The organism is Nonomuraea sp. NPDC049400 (assembly GCF_044466425.1).
In the GTDB taxonomy this organism is placed as follows: domain Bacteria; phylum Actinomycetota; class Actinomycetes; order Streptosporangiales; family Streptosporangiaceae; genus Nonomuraea.
The window spans coordinates 101,645-119,986 of sequence record NZ_JBITMP010000025.1 but is presented as its reverse complement, the minus strand read 5'-3'; the positions used below and the strand labels follow the sequence as shown (position 1 = coordinate 119,986).

Below are 18,342 nucleotides of genomic sequence, written 5' to 3'. Positions count from 1 at the left end.
CCTCGTTAGGGCATTGGATCGAGGCCGTGCAGGGGGAAGACCGCATGTCGGGTCGCCATGATCGCACGGTCAATGGGGTCCGCTGGGTCATAACCACCGGATAGGTCGCGAAATTCCGGATTGCGACCATCTGTCATCGTCAGCGGCGGCGTCTCGCCCGTACGTTCCCTGACGAACTGCCGCCAGCTCTGGCTCGTGGGGGTGTCGGGATCGACCGGATGGCCCGCCAGCTCGGCGATGAGATGGGTCCATGCCCGCGGCACCACCTGCACCAGCTCGTAGCCCCCGCCGCCGGTGGCGATCCACCGGCCGCCGGCCGTCTCGTGGGCCAGGCGGTGCAGGGCGGCGTACGCGGCCCGCTGGCCGTCGACGCTGAGCATCAGGTTGGCCAGCGGGTCGAGCGCGTGGCTGTCACAACCGTGCTGGGTGACCAGGATCTCCGGCCTGAACTCGTGCAGCAGCGGCGGCACGACCGCGTGGAAGGCCCGCAGCCACCCGGCGTCGCCGGTCCCCGCCGGGAGCGCGACGTTGACGGCCGTGCCCGCCGCGCCGGTCTCCTCGGGGAACCCGGTGCCGGGGAACAGCGTGCGCGGGCTCTCGTGCAGGCTGATCGTCAGGACCCTGGGGTCGTCGAAGAAGGCCGCCTGCACGCCGTCGCCGTGGTGGACGTCCACGTCCACGTACGCGATGCGGCCCGCCCCCTGCCTCAGCAGCCAGGCGATGGCCAGCGCGGGATCGTTGTAGACGCAGAACCCGCTGGCCGTGGCGGACATCGCGTGGTGCAGGCCGCCTGCGACGTTGACCGCGTGCTCGGCCGTGCCCTCCCAGACCGAGCGGGCGGCGGCCAGCGACGCGCCGGCGATCAGCGCGGAGGCCTCGTGCACGCCCTTGAACGCGGGGTTGTCCGGCGTGCCCAGCCCGCAGGCGAGGTCGGGCGCCCCGGAGACGGAGACGAGTTTGACGGCCTCGATGTAGCCCGCGTCGTGGACCATGGACAGCTCGGCGTCGGTCGCGGGCACGCAGCCGGCCATCTCGACCTTGTCGAGCACGCCGAGCGCGCGGGCGAGCGCCATCGTCAGCTCCACCCGCACGGGGGCGAGCGGATGGCTCGGACCGAAGTTGTAGGAGGTGAGAGCGTCGTCCCAGATCACCCGTGCCGACCGACTCATCCCCAACCCCTCCACGTGCCCTCGCCTTGGCGCCGACGTTACCGCAGCGCACACGCGTCGTTGTAGGCGGTGATCCGCAAATTTCGTGGCTTAGTGTCTTGAGCGTGCGGCGAACCTTCCTCAAGATCGTGCGCTTCTTCAGACGTCCCAGGGTCTTCGACACGACGCTCGTGGTCGTGTTCTCCTTCCCCGCGCTGGTAGCGCTGCCCTTCATGATCGCCCGGGGCGAGGCGGCCATGGTCCTGGGGCCGGTGCACTACCTGGCGGGCATGGCGGCCCTGCTCATGCGCCGCCGCCGGCCGATCACGACTGCCGCTCTGGTGGCCGCGATCGAGGCCGTCGGCCTCGCGACGGGCATCGCGCAGTCCGTCAACGCGGCCGTGGCCATCGCTCTCTACAGCGTGGGCCGCTACACCGCGGGCCGTGCGACCGCGATCACGACGGCCGGGGTGTTCGCCGCGTACGCGACGACGCTGGAGGTGGTCAGGCCGTTCACGGGTGGCTGGGTGATGGCCCTGTTCGCTGTCGGCACGCCTGTTGGGGTCGGACTGATCGTCCGGCTCAGGGCCGAGCTGGCCGAGCGCGGCAGGCGCGAGGTCGCCGACGCCGCCGTGCGCGCCGAGCGGCGGCGCATCGCCAGGGAGCTGCACGACGTGGTCGCCCACCACATCACCGTCATCAACGCCCTGGTCGGCGGCGCGCGGGCCACTCTGCCGCCCGGGCAGGAGGTCACCAGGGACGCGCTGGAGAGCGCCGAGCAGACCGCCCGCCAGGCCATGTCCGAGATGCGCCGCCTGCTCGACGTGCTCAGGGCCGACGGCAGCGAGGGACCCGACGCCGCGACGGGGGTGGGCGCGGACCGGCTACCCTCGCTGATCAAGGAGGCGAAGTCGGCGGGGCTGCCGGCCAGCCTGACCGTGACGGGAGAGCCCGTCGAGCTGCCCGCAGCCGTGGACCACGCCGTCTACCGGATCGTGCAGGAGGCGCTCACGAACACCCGCAAGCACACGGTCAGTGCCAGGGCGAGCGTGCGGCTGACGTACGAGCCCTCGGCCGTGGAGGTCGAGGTGGTGGACGACGGGCTGGCGGCAGAGGGCGGCGCGCCGGGGTTCGGGCTGGGCGGCATGGCCGAGCGGGTGGCGTTATGCGGCGGCCAGCTCTCGACCGGCCCACGCCCTGAAGGCGGTTTCCGCGTGCACGCCCGCATCCCCTTGGAGGCGACGTGATCAAGGTGTTACTGGCGGACGATCATGAGCTGGTCCGCAAGGGATTCAAGCTGATGCTCGATGCGCAGCCGGACCTCCGGGTGGTCGGCGAGGCCGGGGACGGCGTGGAGGCGGTGGAGCTGAGCAGGCGGCTGCGGCCCGACGTGGTGCTGATGGACCTGCACATGCCGGGCCTCGACGGGGTGCGGGCGACCGAGCTGATCACCGCGGAGCTGCCGGAGGTGCGGGTGCTCGCGCTGAGCACATTCGACCTGGACGAGAACGTGGTCGCGGCGCTCAGGGCGGGCGCCGGCGGGTTCCTGCCCAAGGACGTCTCCCCGGAGGAGCTGATCGAGGGCGTGCGCGTGGTGCACCGGGGCGAGTCCGCCGTCGCGCCGCGCCTGCTGAGCCGGCTGATCGGCACATTTGTACGGGCCACCCGCACGAGCCCCGTGCCGACCAAGCTGGGCGGGCTGACCGAGCGCGAACGGGAGATCCTCGTGCTCATCGCCCGCGGCCGGTCGAACACCGAGATCGCCGCGGAGCTGTCCGTCTCCCCCTCGACCGTCAAGAATCACGTGACCAGCCTGTTCGCCAAGATCGGCGCCAGGGACCGGGCGCAGGCGGTGATCGTGGCCTACGAGGCGGGGCTGATCCGCCCAGGAGAGTAGGACCAGGCTCCTAGATCACCTCCCGGGAAACGGTCCCCGGGCAGGAAGAAACCGGGCGCGGCCGGCGGCACGCTGAGCTCATGACCGCGATTCGCGCAACGAACCTGAGCAAACGCTACGGCGCCACCGCCGCCGTGTCAGACCTGTCGTTCGACGTCGAGCCCGGTCAGGTGACCGGCTTCCTTGGCCCGAACGGAGCCGGCAAATCCACGACCATGCGCATGATCCTCGGCCTCGACCGGCCGTCCGGCGGCTCCGTTCTGGTGGACGGGCGGCCGTACGCGGAGTTGCGGCATCCCCTGCGCAAGGTCGGCGCGCTGCTGGACGCCAAAGCCGTGCACGGCGGGCGCAGCGCGTACAACCACCTGCTGGCCATCGCGCAGAGCAACGGCATCCCCGCGAGCCGCGTGGGTGAGGTGCTGGAGACCGTGGGCCTGCGCGAGGTGCGCAAGCGGCGGGTCGGCGGCTTCTCGCTGGGCATGTCGCAGCGGCTGGGCATCGCCGCCGCGCTGCTGGGGGACCCCGAGATCCTGATCTTCGACGAGCCCGTCAACGGGCTCGACCCCGACGGCATCCTGTGGATCCGCACGCTCATGCGCAAGCTGGCCGCGGAGGGCCGGACGGTGTTCGTCTCAAGCCACCTGATGAGCGAGATGGCGCAGACCGCCGACCACCTGATCGTGATCGGCAAGGGGCGGCTCATCGCCGACACGAGCGTGCAGGAGTTCATCGGGCGCAGCTCGCAGGGGTACGTACGGGTGCGCTCGCCCCGGCTGGCCGAGGTGGCGGAGCTGGTCAAGGTGGGCGAGCTGTACCCCGACCACCTGCGCGTCACCGCGATGAGCACGCTCGAGATCGGCACGCTCACCGCTCGCGCCGGGATCCCGCTGGAGGAGCTGACGTTCGTGCAGCCGTCGCTCGAAGCGGCCTACATGGAGCTGACCAAGGACAGCCTGGAGTTCTCGTCATGATCGACATCCTGAGGTCCGAATGGACCAAGATCCGCTCTGTCCGCTCCACCATGTGGACGCTGGGCGTCACCGCGCTGCTGATGCTGGGCATCGCCACGCTCATCAGCGCCTCCGCCAAGGGCTCGGCCGACGGGCCGGTCCAGGCCGAGTCCGCGATCGCGATGGGCCTGATCGGCACCATGTTCGCCTCGTTGTCCATGGCCACGCTGGGCGTCCTGGTGATCTCCAGCGAGTACCGCACCGGCGGCATCCGCACATCACTGATGGCCGTGCCCAAGCGCATGAGCCTGCTGACCGCCAAGATCACAGTGTTCACGGCGGTGTCCCTGGTCGTCTGCACGGTCGCGTCCGCCGCCTCGCTCCTCGTCAGCCTGGTGATCACGCAGCCGCCGTCGCTCGAGACGGGCGCGGTGGTGCAGGCGGTGGCCGGGGGCGGCCTGTACCTGACCGCGTGCGGCCTGTTCGGGCTCGGGCTCGGCACGCTCATCCGGCACACGCCGGGCGCGATCGTCTCAGCCATCGCGCTGATGCTGGTGCTGCCCCAGCTGACCACCGCGCTGCCCGGTCAGTGGGGCAAGACCCTGTCCGACTACTTCACCACCAACGCGGGCTCGCTGATCGTGATGGACAGAGGGGAGAACTCGCTCGATCCGTGGAGCGGGTTCGGCGTCTATCTCGTCTGGGTCGCCCTCGCCATGATCGCGGGCGCCGTGCTCATGCAGAAGCGGGACGCCTGAGGTCACTCGGCGCGGAGGGCGATGACGGGGTCCAGTCTGCCCGCCCTCCGCGCCGGGGCCACACCGAAGAACATCCCGACCGCCGCCGACACCCCGAACGCCAGCGCGATCGACCACCACGTGATCGACGCGGGCACCTCCGTGAACGCCTCGACGGCCACCGCACCGCCCACCCCGAGCGCGATCCCGACGAGCCCGCCGGTCGTGGTCAGCAGCACCGCCTCGATGAGGAACTGGGCCAGGATGTCGCGCTGCCTGGCCCCCAGCGCCTTGCGCAGCCCGATCTCCCGGGTGCGCTCGCGCACGCTGACCAGCATGATGTTCGACACGCCGACGCCGCCGACCAGCAGCGAGATGCCCGCGATGGCGGCCAGCACGCCGGTGAGCATGCCGAGCACGCTGCCGATCGTGCCGAGCAGCGCGGTCTGCGTGACCGCCGAGAACTGCTCGCCCGGATAGCGCGCCCGCAGCGCCGCCGTCACCCTCTCCGAGAGCGGGTCGATCTCGTCGGGCCCGGACGCGCCGACCGCGAGCCCGTTGATCCGCTCGATCCCGAGCAGCCGCTGAGCCGTCGTCACCGGGATGTGGATCTCCTGGTCGCGCGAGAGCCCGAACGTCTGCCCGACCTCGGCGTACACGCCCACCACCCGGAACCTGGCCCCGGCCACCGTCACCTGCCGCCCGATCGGGTCCAGGTCGCCGAAGAGCCGGTCGGCCACCTGCGATCCCAGCACCGCCACCCTGCGCCGGGTGTCCACGTCGGTCTCGCTCAGCGGGCGCCCCTTGCCCAGGGGGCGGTCGAAGATGTTGACGAGGTTCTGGTCGGTGCCGATCACCGTGACGAACGCCTCGACCCTGCCGACGCGTACGGTCTCGCCCGACTGCAGCGAGACGGTCACCTTCGACGGGTCGCCCACCACCCGCCGCACATAGGCGACGTCGGCCAGGCCGAGCTTGCTCTGCGTCGGGGCGGCGCCCAGGCTGATGCGGCCAGGGACGACGAGGATGATGTTCGTGCCGAGGCCGGAGATCTGCTTCTCGATCTCGTCCTTCGCACCCGTGCCGATGGCCACCAGGATCACCACGGCCAGCACGCCGATGATCACGCCCAGCATGGTCAGCGCGCTCCGCAGCCGGTTGACCCGGAGCGCTTCCAGCGCCATCACAAAGGACTCGCTGGATCTCACGCTGTGTCCTTCTCGATCAGCCCGTCCCGTACGTGGATCTGGCGCCGCGCATGAGCGGCGATCTCGGGCTCGTGCGTCACGAGCACCACGGCAACGCCGCCCTCGCCGTTGAGCCGGTCGAGTATGGCCATGACCTCGGTCCCGTTGGCGGTGTCGAGGTTGCCCGTGGGCTCGTCGGCCAGCAGCACCTTGGGCTCGCCGACCAGCGCCCTGGCGATGGCCACGCGCTGCTGCTCCCCGCCGGACATCTGGGACGGCCGGTGCTCCAGCCGGTGCCCGAGCCCGACCGCCTCCAGCGCCGCGCGGGCCCTGGATCGCCGCTCGGCCCGGCCGGCGCCCCGGTAGACCAGCGGCAGCGCCACGTTGTCCAGCGCCGAGGTCCTGGCCAGCAGGTGGAACGACTGGAAGACGAAGCCGATCGTCTTGTTGCGCAGCTCGGCCAGGTCGGTGTCGGACAGTCCGGATATCTCCACACCGTTGACCCTGAGCACGCCCGAGCTGGGACGGTCGAGGCAGCCGAGCAGGTGCATGAGCGTCGACTTGCCCGACCCCGACGGGCCGACGATGGCGGCGAACTCGCCCTGGTCGATCCGGAGCGACACGCCACGCAGCGCCTCCACGGCGACGCCGTCGAGCTGGTAGCGCCGGGTGAGGTCCACGGCCTCGATCGCGGGCGTCATGGGAGCTGCTGCCCTTGCCGTACGGAGTCCGCGCCCTTGACCACGATCCGGTCGCCCACGGACAGCCCGCTCAGCACCTCCACCACGGCGTCCCCCTGGGCTCCGAGCTTGACCACGCGCCGCTCGGCCACGCCGTTCCTGATCGCCCAGACCACGCTCTCGCGCCCGCTGGAGACGATGGCCGAGGCGGGCGCCGAGACGGCGGACGGCGACTCGCGCACGGTCAGCCGCGTGACGGCGCTCATGCCCGGCTTGGGCGTGGGCGCCTTGGAGCCGTCGTCGAAGGCGCCGGGGCCGAGCGTGAGCCGCACCGGGTAGCTGACCCCGCCGGTGGTGCCTTCCATGGGCGTGACGCCGATGCCGGTCACCACGGCCGTGTACGTGGCGCCGGGCACCGCGTCCAGCTCCACGGCGGCCCGCACGCCCTTCTTGACCAGCAGCACGTCCGTCTCGTCGACGTCGGCGGCCAGGGTGAGCCTGGAGACGTCGGTGACGGTGACGATCGAGTCGCCCGCCGAGACGGGGACGCCCACCGCGACCGGGCTGCCGGACGTCGAGCCCGTCGAGGGCACGGACGGCAGCTGCTGCCCGCCGCCGGGGAGCTGGCTGAGCAGCCCCTCCACGCCGCTCGGCATCCCGCCCCCGCCCGAGGCGCGGCCGAGCGTGACGACGCCGCCGAACGGCGCCCTGATCGTGAGTGACTTGACCGTGCTCTCCGCCGCCTTGAGCGCCGCCTTGGCCTGTGACTTCGACACCGCCTGCAGCGAGGCCATGGAGCCGGCCAGGCCGCTGGTCACGCCGGACAACATCCCGCTGATCGAGCGGTTGAGCTGGGCGGTGATCGAGGTCAGGGCCCTGGTCTGCGCCCTGTGCTGGGCCTGCGCCAGGTCGATGGCGTTCAGGAGCTGCTTGCGCGTCCCGGCGTCCTCGACCTTCCTGGCCTCCTTGCGGGCCTTGGCGAAGTGGGCGGCCACCTTGCGGTCGAACGCCCTGGTGTCGAGCGACGGCAGCCGCACGCTGGGGGTGGCGAAGCTCGCGGGCGTGGCCGCCTTGGCGGCCTGGCGGGCCTGCTGGAGCCGGCTCCGGGCCTCAGGCGAACTGATCTTGGCGAGGATCTCGCCCTTGCGCACGTGGTCGCCCTCGCGGACGTACAGCTTGGCGATCGTGCCCTGGGCGGGCGAGCGCAGGGTCGCGGAGGCACGCGCGCCGATCGTGGCGGGGGCCTCGACGACCTCGGTGACCGGGCCCCGCCCGACCTCGCCGACCTGGACGCTCGGCGGCGGGTCGGAGGTGCAGCCGGTCAGTGCGGAAAGGACGAGCAGCGGCGCGATGCCGCGACGTAACGTCACCCGACCCATCGTAGGAGCGGGGCGGGCCGGTCTCTCAGCCGGAGGCGAGCTGGCGCCCCCGGTCGCGGGCGGCCTCGATGGCGGCCAGGAACGCGGCACGCACGCTGTGCCGCTCCAGCTCGGCGATGGCGGCGATCGTCGTGCCGCCCGGCGAGGTGACGGCCTCGCGCAGGATCACCGGGTGCTCGCCGGAGTCGCGCAGCATCACGGCGGCTCCGACGATGGACTGGATGACCATGTCGAGCGCGGCGGCGCGCGGCATGCCGAGCAGGATGCCCGCGTCGACCATGGCCTCGACCAGGTAGAAGAAGTAGGCAGGGCCGCTGCCGGAGAGCGCGGTGGCGGCGTCCTGCTGGGACTCGGGGATGCGCAGCACCTTGCCGACCGGGCTGAGCAGGCCCTCGGCGAGCTCGAGGTGCTCCTCGCCCGCGTGCGCGCCCGCCGAGATCACGCTCATCGCCTCGTCGAACCTGATCGGCGTGTTGGACATCACCCGCACCACGGGCACGTCCACGCCGAGCCGCTGCTCCACGAACGCCGTCGTGATGCCGGCCGCGGCCGTGATCACCAGGCGGTCGGCGGGCACGTAGGGGGCGATCTCGGCCAGCAGCGTGGCCATGTCCTGCGGCTTGACGGCCAGGATGAGCGTGTCGGCGGCCTTGGCGGCCTCGGAGTTGGAGACGGTGCGCACGCCGTACGTCTCGCGCAGCGCCTGCGCCCGCTCGGGCCTGCGGGTGGTCACCATAATGTCGCCGGGCTTGAGCCCGGCGCGCAGCAGCCCGGACAGCAGGGCCTCGCCCATCTTTCCCGTGCCGAGAATCGCAATCACGCCAGCAGCCTATCGTCGCGACACCAGTGACCTGAGGAAGAAGGCGAGGTTACGGGGGCGCTCGGCCAGGCGGCGCATGAGGTACGCGTACCAGTCGGAGCCGTAGGGGACGTAGACGCGCATCCTCGCGCCCTGGCCCGCCAGGCGGAGCTGCTCGTCGGGGCGCACGCCGTACAGCATCTGGTGCTCGTATCCGGTCGCGTCGCGGCCCTCGAGCACGGCTAGCGTAGAGGCGATGCGCACCATCCTGGGGTCGTGGGTGGCGACCATGGGGTACGCGGTGCCCGCCATCAGGACCCTCAGGCACCGTACGAACGAGCGGTCGATGTCGGCCGGCCTGGTGTAGGCCCCAGGAGCGGTGTACGCGCCCTTGCACAGGCGCACACGGGCCCCGCCGAGGCGCTCACAGCGCTCCAGCGCGTCCGGCAGGTACGCCTGCACCACCACGCCCACGTCGGGATGCTCCCTGCGCAGGGCGGCGTGCACAGAGTGCAGCCCGGGGATCGTGTCGTGCTCCTCGGCGTCGAGCGTCACCGTGACGTCCCTGGCCGCGGCGGCCCGGCAGATCGCGGCGGCGTGGTCGAGCGCGAGCCCCTCCGACAGCCGCAGCCCGAGCGCGGTGAGCTTGACCGACACGTCGGCGCCCGCGGGCAGCAGCCCGAGCAGCCGCAGGTATTCGCTGACCGCCGCCTCGGCCTGCGCCTGCTCCGTCACCTCCTCGCCGAGATGGTCGACGGTGACGAGCAGCCCCTTGCGGGTCAGCTCCCCGATCACGGCGGCGACGTCGTCCGCGACATAGCGCCTGACCACGTCGGCGGTCAGCCGCGAGGTGGAGATGACGCGCTCGGCGCGTTCGCTCTTGGAGATCCCGAGCAGAGCCTGACGGAGCACGCGAACCACACTAACTTCCGACAGATGAACCGGGGACCCGCTCTATCCGTCGAATAGGTATGCGTGCAATGACAGCGACTGCCCTGGCTGGATGTCTCGTGCTCGCGACGAGCTGTGGTGCGGCACCGACCGCCGAGCGGGCCGGCTCCCCGGTCCCGCAACAGCCACCCGTCGTGGCGAACCCGGTCACCACCACTCCCACGAAGGGTCCCGAGCCGACCAAGCCGACCGGCAACGCCATCAACGTCCACAAGGTCCGCTGGACCAAGGCCAAGCCGGTGTCCAAGGGCAGGAAGATCCAGCTCACGTGGTGGTCGGGCGTCGCCCCGTGCACGGTCCTCGACCGGGTGAAGGTGAGGGAGACGGCCAAGCGCGTCACGATCACCCTGTACGAGGGCACCGCGCCCAAGGCCAGGAACGTGTCGTGCATCATGATCGCGATCGAGAAGACCACGACGGTCAAGCTCAAGAGCCCGATCGGCAAGCGGAAGATCGTGGACGGCGCAAAATAGCGTGTCCAACAACGGACATCCCCGGTGACAACTGATCGGTTTGGCGCGATACATCGATCAAGCACCGAGGGCGCGGGGGCGTCGAGGGTGACGCTGCGCATCACTGGGGGTTCCGTTGAGACGGCTGAGCCGTGCCTTGTCCTCGATCCTGCTCATCTGCGCCGGCCTGGTGGCCCTGGCCGGCCCGAGCGCCCAGGCCCTGCCTGCGGCGTTCCAGAAGCAGACCGTGTTCAGCGGGCTGAACCATCCGTCGAACATCGAGTTCGCCTCGGACGGGCGCGTGTTCGTGGCGGAGAAGAGCGGGCTGATCAAGGTCTTCGACTCGCTCACGGACACGACGCCGGCGACGTACGCGGACTTACGCACGCGGGTGCACAACTTCTGGGACCGCGGCCTGCTCGGGCTGGCCCTGCACCCGAACTTCCCCGCCGACCCGCGCGTTTACGTCCTGTACGCCCACGACGCCGTGCCCGGCGGGACGGCGCCGCGCTGGGGCACGGCGGGAGGCACCGACGACCCCTGCCCCACGCCGCCCGGCGCGACGGGCGACGGCTGCCTCATCACCGGGCGCCTGTCGGTGATCTCCTCGACCGGCGCCGAGACCCCGCTGATCACCGACTGGTGCCAGCAGCACCCCAGCCACTCCGTCGGCGACCTGCAGTTCGGCCCCGACGGCATGCTGTACGCCAGCGCCGGCGACGGCGCCAGCTTCAACTTCGCCGACTACGGCCAGGACAACCTGACCAGCTCCGACGTGACCCCCGACAACCCGTGCGGCGACCCGCCATCACAAGTCGGCACCGCGCTGACGCCGCCCGGCGCGGAAGGCGGCGCGCTGCGCTCGCAGGACGTGCGGACCAGCGCCGACCCGGCCGGTCTCGACGGAACCTTGATCCGGATAAATCCGGACACGGGGGCGGCCGCCGCCGGCAACCCGAACGCCGGCAGCTCCGACCCCAACGCCGCCAGGATCGTCGCGAACGGCCTGCGCAACCCGTTCCGCATCACCAACAGGCCTGGCACGCAGGAGATCTGGCTCGGCGAGGTCGGCTGGAACGCGTTCGAGGAGATCAACAGGGTCGCCACCCCGACCTCGGGCGTGTCGAACTTCGGCTGGCCCTGCTACGAGGGCGCCGCCAGGCAGGGCGGCTACGACAACCTCAACCTCACCCTGTGCGAGAACCTCTACGCGCAGGGCGCCTCGGCGCACGCCCAGCCGTACTACGCCTGGAACCACAACTCCCGCCCCGCCCCGAACGACCCGTGCCCGTCGGGCGGCTCGTCGTCCAGCGGTGTGGCGTTCTACAACGGCGGCGCGTACCCGGACGCGTACGACGGCGCGCTGTTCTTCTCCGACTACAGCCGCCAGTGCGTATGGGTGATGACCAAGGGCGCGAACGGCCTGCCCGACCCGGCGACCATCCAGAACTTCGACTCCGGCATGCCCGCGGTGGAGCTGGAGATCGGCCCGGGCGGCGACCTGTTCGCGGTGGACTACGAGCACGGCACGGTCGTCCGCTACATCTACGACAACACCCCGCCCACGGCCGTGATCAACGCGAGCGCCACGTCCGGCAACGCGCCGCTGGCCGTGACGTTCTCCGGCACCTCGTCCACGGACGCCGACGGCGACCCCCTCACGTACGCCTGGGACCTGGACGGCGACGGCGAGCTGGACGACTCCACCTCGGCCACCCCGTCGTCCACCTACACGCAGCCGGGCTCCTACGTCGTGCGGCTGCGGGTCGGCGACGGACGGGGCGGCCAGGGCGACGCCTCGGTCACGGTCAACGTGAACAACACCCCGCCCACCGCCACGATCAACTCCCCCACCGCCGCGACGACCTGGGCCGTGGGCCAGACGATCAACTTCTCCGGCACGGGCACGGACGCCCAGGACGGCACGGTCCCGGGCACGCGCATGAAGTGGACCCTGGTCCTGCAGCACTGCCCGAGCACGTGCCACGAGCACGAGATCATCACGTTCACGGGCGCGAGCGGCTCCTTCCAGGCGCCTGACCACGATTACCCGTCACATCTGGAGCTCCGCCTGACGGTGACGGACACCCAGGGCCTGACGGACACCAAGAGCGTGGTGCTGCAGCCGCGCACGGTGAACCTGACGTTCCAGTCCTCGCCGCCGGGCCTGCAGGTGGGGTTCAACAGCGAGCAGACGACCACGCCGTTCACGCGTACGGTCATCGTCGGGTCGGGGAACTCGATCTCGGCCCCGTCACCGCAGACGTCGTCGGGCCAGAGCTACTCGTTCGGCTCCTGGTCGGACGGGGGTGCGGCCAGTCACAACGTCGTGGCGCCCGCGACGGCGACCACGTACACGGCGACCTTCACGCAGACACCGCCCGATACGGGCCTGGTGGCGGCGTACGGGATGAACGAGGGCACTGGCACCACGGTCGGCGACGCTTCGGGCAAGTCGAACACCGGCACCCTGTCCGGCCCGACCTGGAGCAACTCCGGCAAGTACGGCAAGGCGCTGTCGTTCAACGGCACCAGCGCCTACGTCAACGTTCCTGACTCCAGCACCCTCCGCCTGACCACCGGCATGACCCTGGAGGCGTGGCTCAACCCGGCGACCGGGACCGGCTACCGCACCGCGCTGATCAAGCAGCACGCCAGCGGCGTCGCCTACGCCCTGTGGGCCAACGCGGACAACAACCGTCCGTACACCGAGATCGTCACCGGCACCGACCAGGGCCTCCTGGGCACCGCGAGCCTGCCGGTCAACACCTGGACCCACCTGACGGCCACCTACGACGGCACCACCCTGCGCCTCTACACCAACGGCACGCAGGTCGCCTCCAAAGCCGTCACCGGCGGCATCCGCGGCGACGCCCAACCCCTGCGCATCGGCGGCAGCAGCCTGTGGGGCGAGTACTTCAACGGCCTCATCGACGACGTCCGCGTCTACAACCGCGCACTCACCGCCGCCGAGATCCAGAACGACATGAACACCCCGGTCGGCTCGGCCGGCTCGCCCGACACGCAGCCGCCGACGGCGCCGGGCTCGCTCACCGCGACCGGCGGCCAGGGCAGCGCCCAGCTCTCCTGGACGGCCTCGACCGACAACGTGGGCGTCGTCGGCTACAACGTCCACCGCTCCACCACGGCGGGCTTCACCCCGTCGGGAGCCAACCAGGTCGGCTCGACGACCGGCACCTCGTTCACGGACTCGGGCGTGCCCGCGGGCACGTACCACTACAAGGTGATCGCCTTCGACGCGGCCAACCTGTCGAGCCCGGCCTCGAACGAGGCCACGGCCGCCGTCACCGCGCCGCCGCCGAACACGGGTCTCGTGGCGGCGTACGGGATGAACGAGGGCACCGGCGCCACGGTCGCCGACTCCTCCGGCAAGTCGAACACCGGCACCCTGTCCAATGCGACCTGGAGCAACTCCGGCAAGTACGGCAAGGCGCTCTCCTTCAACGGCACCAGCGCCTACGTCAACATCCCCGACTCCACAACACTGCGCCTGACCACCGGCATGACCCTCGAAGCCTGGCTCAACCCCGCCACCGGCACGGGCTACCGCACCGCCCTGATCAAGCAGCACGCCAGCGGCATCGCCTACGCCCTGTGGGCCAACGCCGACGACAACCGCCCGTACACCGAGATCGTCACCGGCACCGACCAGGGCCTCCTGGGCACCGCGAGTCTCCCGTTGAACACGTGGACCCACCTGACGGCCACCTACGACGGCACCACCCTGCGCCTCTACACCAACGGCACGCAGGTCGCCTCCAAAGCCGTCACCGGCGGCATCCGCGGCGACGCCCAACCCCTGCGCATCGGCGGCAGCAGCCTGTGGGGCGAGTACTTCAACGGACTCATCGACGACGTCCGCGTCTACAACCGCGCACTCACCGCCGCCGAGATCCAGAACGACATGAACGCGCCCGTCAGCTGACGGCAGCCCTCACGTGGACCCCGGCGCGTGCCCACCGCGCCAGGGTCCGCTCCTGCGCCAGGAACCTTCCTGGAGGTCGCCTCCGTTAGAGGGAATGCCTGCGCGCTCACGAGGGTTGAGTCGGGTAGGCTCAAGTCGTTTGACAAAGCCGACCGGCATTCGTAGCTTGAGTCCAGCAGACTCAACTTTGACTACAAGGACGTACTCATGGCACGTGCGGTAGGTATCGACCTGGGGACGACCAACTCCGTCGTCTCGATCCTCGAGGGCGGTGAGCCCACCGTCATCGCCAACGCGCAGGGCTCGCGGACCACGCCGTCCGTGGTCGCCTTCGCGAAGAACGGCGAGGTCCTCGTCGGTGAGGTCGCCAAGCGGCAGGCCGTCACCAATGTGGACCGCACGATCCGCTCAGTCAAGCGGGAGATGGGCACCAACTGGTCCCAGGAGATCGACGGGAAGAAGTTCTCGCCCCAGCAGATCAGCGCCTTCGTCCTGCAGAAGCTCAAGCAGGACGCGGAGGCCTACCTCGGCGAGAAGATCACCGACGCGGTGGTCACGGTCCCGGCCTACTTCAACGACGCCCAGCGCCAGGCCACCAAGGAGGCCGGCACGGTGGCGGGCCTCAACGTGCTCCGCATCATCAACGAGCCGACCGCGGCGGCCCTCGCCTACGGGCTCGACAAGGAGCAGGACCAGACCATCCTGGTCTTCGACCTCGGTGGCGGCACCTTCGACGTGTCGCTGCTCGACGTCGGCCAGGAGGACGGCCACGGCTTCGTCGAGGTCAAGGCCACCTCCGGTGACAACCACCTCGGTGGTGACGACTGGGACCAGCGCATCGTCGACGAGCTCGTCAAGCGCTTCCAGAACGCGCACGGCGTCGACCTGTCCAAGGACAAGATGGCGCTCCAGCGCCTGCGCGAGGCGGCCGAGAAGGCCAAGATCGAGCTATCCAGCCAGTCCGAGACCAACATCAACCTGCCCTACATCACGGCCTCGTCCGAGGGCCCGCTGCACCTCGACGAGAAGCTGACCCGCTCCGAGTTCCAGCGGCTGACGGCCGACCTGCTCGAGCGGACCAAGGGCCCGTTCCACCAGGTCATCAAGGACGCCGGCATCAAGGTCTCCGACATCGCCCACGTGGTGCTCGTCGGCGGCTCGACCCGCATGCCCGCCGTCACCGAGCTCGTCCGCGAGCTGACCGGCGGCAAGGAGCCCAACAAGGGCGTCAACCCGGACGAGGTCGTCGCCATCGGCGCCGCCCTGCAGGCCGGTGTGCTCAAGGGTGAGGTCAAGGACGTCCTGCTGCTCGACGTGACCCCGCTGTCGCTGGGCATCGAGACCAAGGGCGGCATCTTCACCAAGATCATCGAGCGCAACACGACGATCCCGACCAAGCGCTCCGAGGTCTTCACCACGGCCGAGGACAACCAGCCGTCGGTGCAGATCCAGGTCTTCCAGGGCGAGCGCGAGATCGCCTCGTACAACAAGAAGCTGGCGACCTTCGAGCTGACCGGCATCGCGCCGGCTCCGCGCGGCATCCCGCAGATCGAGGTCACCTTCGACATCGACGCCAACGGCATCGTCAACGTCTCCGCCAAGGACCTGGGCACGGGCAAGGAGCAGACGATGACGATCACCGGCGGCTCCGCGCTGCCGAAGGACGACATCGAGCGCATGATGCGCGAGGCCGAGTCGTACGCCGAGGAGGACAAGAAGCGCCGTGAGGAGGCCGAGGTCCGCAACAACGCGGACGGTCTGGCCTACCAGACGGAGAAGTTCCTCCGCGAGAACGACGACAAGGTCCCCGGCGACATCAAGACCGAGGTCAACGACGCCCTGTCCGAGCTGAAGAAGGCTCTGGAGGGCACCGACACCGACGTCATCCGCACCTCGGCGGAGAAGCTCGCCACCGTCAGCCAGAAGATGGGTTCGGCGATCTACGCCGCGAGCCAGGGCCAGCAGGCCGGTGGTCAGGACGCTCCGCAGGACGCCGCCGCCGGTGACGGCCAGAAGGCCGACGAAGACGTGGTCGAGGCCGAGATCGTCGACGACGAGCCGAAGAAGGACAAGTGATGCCGCCGCGTGAAAACGGGCAAGAGCAGCCGGTGATCCGCGACAACCGCAAGATCGACCCGGAGACGGGGCAGGTCAGGGACGCCGCCGTCGCCGACCAGGTGGCCGAGCAGCCGCCTGCGGCGGCAGCCGGCGCCGACGGCGAGCTGGCGGCCCAGCTCGCCGAGCGGACCGCGGACCTGCAGCGGCTCCAGGCCGAATACGTGAACTATCGCAAGCGGGTCGAGCGCGACCGCGTCGCGGTTCGCGAGCAGGCCGTCGCCGGGACACTGACAGAGCTGCTGCCCGTGCTCGACGACATCGGCAGGGCCCGCGACCACGGCGAGCTGACCGGAGGCTTCGCGAAGGTGGCGGAGTCGCTGGAGTCGGCCCTCACCAAGCTGGGCCTCAGCTCCTTCGGACAGAAGGGCGAGCCGTTCGACCCGACCGTCCACGAGGCGCTGATGCACAGCTACTCGCCGGACGTGACCGAGCCGACCGCGATCGAGGTGCTGCAGCCTGGATACCGGTTGGGTGACAGGGTGCTGCGTCCGGCGCGGGTGGCCGTCGCGGAGCCCGGGGACGCCACTCCCGCGTCCAATGACGACGACGAAAACTGACACGAGGACGAAGGGCCGTAGATGAGCACCAAGGACTACCTGGAGAAGGACTACTACGCCGTCCTTGGTGTGCCCAAGACCGCCACCCCCGAAGAGATCAAGAAGGCATATCGGAAGCTGGCCAGGCAGTACCACCCCGACAGCAACCAGGGCGACCCGTCCAAGGAGGCCAAGTTCAAGGAGGTCTCCGAGGCGTACGACGTCCTGTCCGACACCAAGCGCCGCAAGGAGTACGACGAGGCGCGCACGCTGTTCGGGTCCGGGGTGGGTGGCCAGCGCCCCGGTGGTGGCGGTTTCTCGTTCGACTTCGGTGACCTGTTCGGCGGCACCGGGCAGAGCACTGGCGGCGGTGCGGGGGAACGGCTCGGCGACCTGTTCGGCGGGCTGTTCAACCGGGGCGGCGGCACCACCCGCACCACCACGTCCAGGCCGAGGCGCGGCCAGGACATCGAGTCCGAGGTCACGCTGACGTTCACCGAAGCGGCCGAGGGCACCACGGTGTCGCTCAGGCTGACCAGCTCTGCCGCCTGCGCCGCGTGCACCGGCACCGGCGCCAGGGCGGGCACGACCCCCAGGGTCTGCCCCACCTGCGACGGCACCGGCGCGGCCAGCCGAAACCTGGGCAATTTCGCCTTCTCCGAGCCCTGCCGCGACTGCAAGGGCCGCGGGCTGATCGTGGACGACCCCTGCCCCGTGTGCGAGGGCAGCGGCCGGGCCAAGAGCACCCGCACCATCCAGGCCCGCATCCCCGCCGGCGTGGCCGACGGCCAGCGGGTCAAGCTCAAGGCCAAGGGGGCGCCAGGCGAGAACGGCGGCCCCGCGGGAGACCTCTACATCCTGACGCACGTCAAGCCGCACGCCGTCTTCGGCAGGTCGGGCGACAACCTGACGATCACCGTTCCTGTGACGTTCACGGAGGCCGCGCTCGGCGCTGAGATCAAGGTGCCGATCCTCAAGGGCATGCCGGTCACGCTGCGCATCCCCGCGGGCACGCCCAACGGGCGCACGTTCCGCGTGCGCGGCAGGGGCGCCACCCGCAAAGACGGCACCAAGGGCGACCTGCTCGCCACCGTCGAGGTCGTGGTGCCGAAGACGCTCGACGACAAGTCACGCGAGCTCCTCAGCGAGTTCAACACGGCGACCGCGGGCGAGGACCCGCGCGCTGAGCTCATACAGCGAGCCAGAAGCGAGTAGCCGATGGACGCCAACTACTTCGACCTGTCAGACGACACACCTGTCTATGTGATCTCGGTGGCCGCCCAGCTGTCGGGGCTGCACCCGCAGACCCTGCGCCAGTACGACCGGCTCGGCCTGGTCAGTCCTGGCCGGACGGCCGGGCGCGGCCGCCTCTACTCCACGAGAGACATCATCCAGCTCCGCGAGGTGCAGCGGCTCTCCCAGGAGGAGGGCATCAACCTCGCGGGCATCAAGCGGATCCTCGAGCTCGAGAACGAAGCTCTGCGGCTGCGTGAGGAGGTTCACCGCCTGCGCGCCGAGATGCGCATGGTCAGAGCGCTGATCCGCTACGAGCTGCCACCGGG

Annotated in this window: 15 protein-coding genes and 1 pseudogene; 10 read left to right on the top strand and 6 right to left on the bottom strand. The window is 70.4% G+C overall.

The window, feature by feature from the left end; translation table 11 throughout:
- Window positions 1–5 precede the first annotated feature (5 nt).
- Window positions 6–1,169 (bottom strand): acetoin utilization protein AcuC, encoded by a 1,164-nt coding sequence (locus ACIBVN_RS33905; protein ID WP_397143442.1) that lies wholly within the window; start codon window positions 1,167–1,169, stop codon window positions 6–8.
- 104 nt (window positions 1,170–1,273) lie between these two features.
- Between ACIBVN_RS33905 and ACIBVN_RS33900 the strand changes: the two genes are divergently transcribed.
- The 4 genes from ACIBVN_RS33900 to ACIBVN_RS33885 all read left to right on the top strand — a co-directional run bounded on the left by ACIBVN_RS33900 (window position 1,274) and on the right by ACIBVN_RS33885 (window position 4,753).
- The gene (locus tag ACIBVN_RS33900) at window positions 1,274–2,395 is read left to right on the top strand and encodes a sensor histidine kinase (protein ID WP_397143440.1); all 1,122 of its coding nucleotides are present in this window, start codon (window positions 1,274–1,276) and stop codon (window positions 2,393–2,395) included.
- A complete protein-coding gene (locus tag ACIBVN_RS33895; RefSeq protein ID WP_397143438.1) occupies window positions 2,392–3,045 on the top strand; it encodes a response regulator in 654 nt (217 codons plus the stop codon). The genes ACIBVN_RS33900 and ACIBVN_RS33895 overlap by 4 nt, the downstream gene beginning before the upstream one ends.
- Before the next feature lie 80 nt (window positions 3,046–3,125).
- The gene (locus ACIBVN_RS33890) at window positions 3,126–4,016 is read left to right on the top strand and encodes an ABC transporter ATP-binding protein (protein WP_397143436.1); all 891 of its coding nucleotides are present in this window, start codon (window positions 3,126–3,128) and stop codon (window positions 4,014–4,016) included.
- Complete coding sequence (locus ACIBVN_RS33885) at window positions 4,013–4,753, top strand: ABC transporter permease (RefSeq protein ID WP_397143434.1); 741 nt, start codon at window positions 4,013–4,015, stop codon at window positions 4,751–4,753. The genes ACIBVN_RS33890 and ACIBVN_RS33885 overlap by 4 nt, the downstream gene beginning before the upstream one ends.
- Window positions 4,754–4,755: 2 nt before the next feature.
- Here ACIBVN_RS33885 and ACIBVN_RS33880 read toward each other — a convergent pair whose 3' ends face one another.
- The 5 genes from ACIBVN_RS33880 to ACIBVN_RS33860 are packed head-to-tail and all read right to left on the bottom strand — an operon-like array spanning window position 4,756 to window position 9,689.
- Complete coding sequence (locus ACIBVN_RS33880) at window positions 4,756–5,940, bottom strand: ABC transporter permease (RefSeq protein WP_397143432.1); 1,185 nt, start codon at window positions 5,938–5,940, stop codon at window positions 4,756–4,758.
- The gene (locus ACIBVN_RS33875) at window positions 5,937–6,620 is read right to left on the bottom strand and encodes an ABC transporter ATP-binding protein (protein ID WP_397143430.1); all 684 of its coding nucleotides are present in this window, start codon (window positions 6,618–6,620) and stop codon (window positions 5,937–5,939) included. Before ACIBVN_RS33875 ends, ACIBVN_RS33880 begins: the two co-directional genes overlap by 4 nt.
- Window positions 6,617–7,969, bottom strand: a complete 1,353-nt coding sequence (locus ACIBVN_RS33870; protein ID WP_397143428.1) for an efflux RND transporter periplasmic adaptor subunit — start codon at window positions 7,967–7,969, stop codon at window positions 6,617–6,619. Before ACIBVN_RS33870 ends, ACIBVN_RS33875 begins: the two co-directional genes overlap by 4 nt.
- Window positions 7,970–8,003: 34 nt before the next feature.
- Entirely contained in the window at window positions 8,004–8,798 is a 795-nt protein-coding gene (proC, locus tag ACIBVN_RS33865) for a pyrroline-5-carboxylate reductase (protein ID WP_397143426.1), read from the bottom strand.
- Window positions 8,799–8,807: 9 nt separating this feature from the next.
- Window positions 8,808–9,689, bottom strand: a complete 882-nt coding sequence (locus tag ACIBVN_RS33860) for a proline dehydrogenase family protein (protein ID WP_397143424.1) — start codon at window positions 9,687–9,689, stop codon at window positions 8,808–8,810.
- A gap of 68 nt (window positions 9,690–9,757) precedes the next feature.
- On the opposite strand from ACIBVN_RS33860, the gene ACIBVN_RS33855 reads away from it, so the two are divergent.
- The 6 genes and pseudogenes from ACIBVN_RS33855 to ACIBVN_RS33830 form a co-directional block, all read left to right on the top strand.
- Complete coding sequence (locus ACIBVN_RS33855) at window positions 9,758–10,201, top strand: hypothetical protein (RefSeq protein ID WP_397143422.1); 444 nt, start codon at window positions 9,758–9,760, stop codon at window positions 10,199–10,201.
- A 136-nt stretch (window positions 10,202–10,337) separates the two neighbouring features.
- The gene (locus tag ACIBVN_RS33850; protein WP_397143420.1) at window positions 10,338–14,126 is read left to right on the top strand and encodes a LamG-like jellyroll fold domain-containing protein; all 3,789 of its coding nucleotides are present in this window, start codon (window positions 10,338–10,340) and stop codon (window positions 14,124–14,126) included.
- A gap of 207 nt (window positions 14,127–14,333) precedes the next feature.
- A complete protein-coding gene (gene dnaK / locus ACIBVN_RS33845; protein ID WP_397143418.1) occupies window positions 14,334–16,202 on the top strand; it encodes a molecular chaperone DnaK in 1,869 nt (622 codons plus the stop codon).
- Window positions 16,202–16,801, top strand: a complete 600-nt coding sequence (gene grpE, locus ACIBVN_RS33840; RefSeq protein WP_397143416.1) for a nucleotide exchange factor GrpE — start codon at window positions 16,202–16,204, stop codon at window positions 16,799–16,801. Before dnaK ends, grpE begins: the two co-directional genes overlap by 1 nt.
- A 21-nt stretch (window positions 16,802–16,822) precedes the next feature.
- Entirely contained in the window at window positions 16,823–17,995 is a 1,173-nt protein-coding gene (gene dnaJ / locus ACIBVN_RS33835; RefSeq protein ID WP_397143414.1) for a molecular chaperone DnaJ, read from the top strand.
- Window positions 17,996–17,998: 3 nt separating this feature from the next.
- A pseudogene (locus tag ACIBVN_RS33830) lies at window positions 17,999–18,322 on the top strand (heat shock protein transcriptional repressor HspR); the annotation flags it as partial.
- Between the last annotated feature and the right edge of the window lie 20 nt (window positions 18,323–18,342).